This window comes from Methylobacterium sp. WL9 (genome assembly GCF_008040035.1).
GTDB lineage: Bacteria > Pseudomonadota > Alphaproteobacteria > Rhizobiales > Beijerinckiaceae > Methylobacterium > Methylobacterium thuringiense.
Map to the genome: position 1 here is coordinate 1 of NZ_VRVE01000149.1, position 4,273 is coordinate 4,273.

The following is a 4,273-nucleotide window of genomic DNA, read 5'->3' on the forward strand; positions in this document are numbered from 1 at the left end:
GCCTATGCCGAGGCCCTGGCGCTGCCCCGGCGCGACGCGGCGGCGACCCTCCGTGGCCTGATCAATCCGTCCGCGGCTCCGCGCCCGTCGCTGGAGGCGTCGGCCCAGCCCTAGCTCTAATGCCGGACATCGCCCGCCGCCTGCGTGAGGCGGCGGGCGAGCTCGAAGCCGATCTCCACCGCCAGCCGGTCGACCAGACGCGCCAGCGACGGGTTTCCCAGGGGCGGCACGAGGCCCTTCATCGCGATGACGTGGTCGGCGAGCTGGTTGGCCTGCCACTGCGCCTGCCGGGCGGGGCTGCCGCGGCCGAGCCGGCCTTCGGTGAGATCGAAGGCGAGGCCGCGGGCGCGCACGGCACGATGTCCCCCCTCGATGTCGGTGCGCCCCATCAGCCGCAGCCAGCGCGCGCCGCGCCGTCCCTCCCAGGTGCGGAACTCCGCCTCGAACGGACCGCCCGCCTCCTGCGACGCACTGAGGAGGCCCGCGATCCGCGGCCGATCCTCGGCGTGGATGAGCGACAGCACCCGCGCCAACGGCACCCCGGTACGCTCCTCCGGCGCGAGGTCGAGGGCATGGGCGAGGGAGGCCGCGACGCTGAAACGGTCGGCCGAGACATCGTGCGTCCAGGCGCCGAGGCAGGCCGACTTATCGAGGGCGGCCGCGAGTTCGGTATCGGGCAGGGAGGGGGAAACCGGCATCCGCGCAGACGCTCCAGGGACAATGCGAAGCTGGCCACGGCGGCTCAGCCAAAATATACTTGAAGTTTATTTTTCGGCGACTGGCACCGAACGGAAAACCTAACGTATGCGTTGAAGCCGTGTAAAGCGCGCTCTTGAATGTCACGGTTTCCCGACCCCCGGCCCCAATTTATTTTAGCAACCTCAGGTTATGAAATTGACGGCGCTCCGCCAGAGCCGGCCCGTGTCGCCGAGGGCCGATCTCCACGGATCACAGGATGCCATGATCGCGTCATCCGCCGATCCGATGCTCTTAACCCCCGGTTAACCATGATCGGCGACACCGGGGCAGGGACATCCGGGATCACGGCATCCCGGGATCACAGGACGCCGTGACGGATCGCGGCGGCAGGCCGGCAGGCTCGAGGGGTTTCACGGCGATGAAGGCCATCACGTTCGTCACGCAGAAGGGAGGCAGCGGCAAGAGCACGCTCTGCATCTCGCTCGCCGTCGCCGCCCAGGAGGCCGGCCACACCGTCTGCATCCTCGAGATGGACCGTCAGGCCACCATCTCCGACTGGCTCGACCACCGCACGGCCGAAGGCCCGGAAGTCGCCCAGATCGACGCCACGCAGATCGAGGCCGTCATGGAGCGCCTGCGCGAATCGGCCTACGACTACGTCTTCATCGATACGCCCGGCGTCGATTCCAACGGCACGCTCTCGGCGATCCGTGCGGCCGACCTCTGCATCATCCCGTGCCGCCCGACCCCGGCGGATCTCCGCGCCTTCAAGCCGACGCTGGCAGCCGTTTATCGTCTCGAAAAAAAGTTCGCCTTCGTGCTGAACCAGACGCCGCCGCGCTCCTACCGGATCCGCGACGCCGCCGACGGCCTCGCCGTGCTCGGCATCCTGCCCGACGTGAACATCGTGGCGCGCACGGACCACCAGGACGCCATCGGCGTCGGCCAGGGCGTCACCGAGTTCAACCCGAAGGGCCAGGCCGCCGGCGAAGTCCGCCGCCTCTGGTCCTGGATCGAGCGCCGAATGCAGGCGGGCAGGGGCATTGGGACCGGCAAACATGTCAAGGCCGCCTAAACTCGACCTCGCGGCGATCGTCGCCGCGGCGACGCCGCCGGCTCGCAAGAGCGCCGACATCGTCCAGCTCGACGTGCCGTCGCCGCGGGCCAAGCCCGCCGCGACGCTCAAGGAGCGCGCCCGGCAGATGTCGGTCTATCTGGAGCCCCCGGTCTACGACCAGCTCCGGGATCTCGCTCATACCGAGCGCACCAAGATGCACGGCCTGATGCTGGAGGCCCTCGACCTGCTGTTCAAGCAGCGCGGCGCCCGCTCCATCGAGCAGATCAACGAGGCCGAGAGCCGCTGAAGCGCAAGCTGCAATTACACTTGCGTCGTCAGTAGTTTACGTCCGGCTCCTGATGCGCCACACGAGCGATAAGTCCCGAGCCGGGCGAACCCGCCACCGGGTCATGGGCCTTTGGTCAGGTCGTCGGCAGGCGGCCTACGCCATCGCTGCGTTCGCGGAATCGTCCGTCGGCGGCGTCGATGATACGATGCCGTCGACGCGCGATGGGAGCCGTGTCCGGTGGAACGGTCGATGGACATGGAAACGCCGGCACAGGCTCCGGCCGTGACGACGCTGGCGCAGAGGAAGGCGGCCGAGGCCGCGCGGCGACGACAGGCGGCCGACGCGGTGGTCGAGGCCCTGCGTGCCTATGCAGGCCGGGAAGGCGGAGCCTTCGTCGTGTTCGGATCCTACGTCGCGGGCACCATGCGCTTCGACAGCGATCTCGACGTGCTGATCGATTTTCCGGCGGAGCGCGCCGGCTCCGCCTGGAACTTCGTCGAGGACGTCTGCGCCGAGCACGGAATCCCGCCCGACATCCACGATGCCGGCACCTGCCGGCCCGCCTTCGTGGATCGCGTGCGGGCGCGGGGGCTGGCTCTGCCATGACGGACGCACGCTGGACGGAGGTCGACGACGACCTGGGCGCGGCCTGCCGGCACTTCGGCAGGGCTGCGGACCTATTCGACGAGGGCGGCTTCGATCTGGATGGTCTCGCAGGCTACAAGCAGGACATGGCGCTCCAGCACGCCATGCAGTCGGCCCACACCTCTCTTGAGAACGCCCTGGTGCGCATCCTCGAGATCCTCAACGAGGAGAGACCGACCGGCGAGAGATGGCACGCAGACCTCGTCAGGCGCGCCAGCCGTCCGCTGATGACGCCGGGTCGCTCGCGTCCGCCGATCCTGACGCCCGACGTAGCGGGCGATGTCGAGGAGACCCGGCGTTTCAGACATCGCGCCACACACAACTACGATGACTTCGACCCGACCCGGGCCGTTCCGTCCATCGACGCCGCACGCCGTCTCGCGACCAGCCTGAAGCCTTCCATCGCGGCCTTCCGGACAACGATCGACCCGCCTCCGGCCCCGCTGCCGGTCGCGTGAACGCGCAGTCGATGTCATAGATTTCACAGCGAATCTGTTTCTGAACAGTGGATTATCGGGCGATCTTCATCCCTGATCTCAACAGCACGCCGGTCGGTCGCGTCTCTCTGCGTCACCGTTCAGCCTTCGTTTACGCCGTCCGGACAATTGTAGGCGTCGTGAGGGGATCACACCCCGATCGTCACGACAGCGTATCGAGCGGCCGCGCTTCCCGCGTTCCTGGGAAGCGATGATCGGCCGCCATTGACCCGGGCGAGTTGCGTATGGCGCGGATCACGACGGCCGGATGTTTTCCGGCGATGGACGCACGGCCGCGTAGCTGGCCGGTCTGGCGCCTGATCGGGGTCTGCGCGGTGGCGCTCACCACCGCCAACTGCGCCGGCAACAACCCGCAGCGCATGGCCGGCGCTGCGTCCTCCGGCAGCGAGATCGACCCGAAATACGGCGTGAAGGCCAGCCGGCGCCTCTACAACGAGGGCGACGTGATCCCGAAGGGCGGCGGACGCCGCTTCTCCGGAAAGCCCTACGTCGTGGCCGGCAAGACCTACGTGCCGCGCGACGACGCCAAGGGCTATGTCCGCGAGGGGCTCGCCTCCTGGTACGGCTCGGCCTTTCACGGCCGCATGACCGCCAACGGCGAGGTCTTCGACCGGCACTCGATCGCCGCAGCGCATCCGACGCTGCCGCTGCCGAGCTATGCCCGCGTCACCAACCTCTCGAACGGCTATTCGATGGTTGTGCGCGTCAACGACCGCGGCCCCTATCACGCCAACCGCGTCATGGATCTCTCGGAGGAGGCAGCCCGCGCCCTCGATTTCCACAACAAGGGCACCGAGAAGGTCCGGGTCGAGTATGTCGGCAAGGCGTCCGTCGCCGGCAGCGACGACCGCCGCCTGCTCGCCAGCCTGCGCACCGACGGCCGCCCGGCCTCGACCGGCTCCGGCTCGCCGGTGATGGTCGCAGATCTCGGGCCGGACCGTGAGCAGCCCGCACCCGAGCGCTTCGCCCGGACGACGCGCCCGACGCTGGCCTACAAGCCGGCGGAGTCGGATGAGGACACCGCCGAGGCGGCCCCCGCGCCGCGTCCGCAGCGCGCGCCGATCATCCTGGCGAGCGCAGCCAGCG

General features: G+C 68.8%; 6 protein-coding genes. 5 read left to right on the top strand and 1 reads right to left on the bottom strand.

Features of this window, described 5'->3' with window-relative positions:
- Positions 1–116 precede the first annotated feature (116 nt).
- Positions 117–698 (bottom strand): PAS domain-containing protein, encoded by a 582-nt coding sequence (locus FV217_RS21930; protein ID WP_147821717.1) that lies wholly within the window; start codon positions 696–698, stop codon positions 117–119.
- 419 nt (positions 699–1,117) lie between these two features.
- Here FV217_RS21930 and FV217_RS21935 point away from each other — a divergent pair, with 419 nt between their 5' ends.
- From FV217_RS21935 to FV217_RS21955, 5 genes are all read left to right on the top strand, one after another.
- Positions 1,118–1,774, top strand: coding sequence for a ParA family protein (locus tag FV217_RS21935; RefSeq protein WP_147821719.1), 657 nt, complete (start codon positions 1,118–1,120; stop codon positions 1,772–1,774).
- Positions 1,758–2,063: a ribbon-helix-helix domain-containing protein gene (locus FV217_RS21940; RefSeq protein ID WP_147821721.1), complete on the top strand. Its 306-nt coding sequence runs from the start codon at positions 1,758–1,760 to the stop codon at positions 2,061–2,063. Before FV217_RS21935 ends, FV217_RS21940 begins: the two co-directional genes overlap by 17 nt.
- Positions 2,064–2,294: 231 nt before the next feature.
- A complete protein-coding gene (locus FV217_RS21945) occupies positions 2,295–2,651 on the top strand; it encodes a nucleotidyltransferase domain-containing protein (protein ID WP_147821723.1) in 357 nt (118 codons plus the stop codon).
- Entirely contained in the window at positions 2,648–3,148 is a 501-nt protein-coding gene (locus tag FV217_RS21950; RefSeq protein ID WP_147821725.1) for a hypothetical protein, read from the top strand. Before FV217_RS21945 ends, FV217_RS21950 begins: the two co-directional genes overlap by 4 nt.
- Before the next feature lie 299 nt (positions 3,149–3,447).
- Positions 3,448–4,273: septal ring lytic transglycosylase RlpA family protein (locus FV217_RS21955; RefSeq protein ID WP_246683116.1), on the top strand; the 826-nt coding region annotated here is incomplete at its 3' end.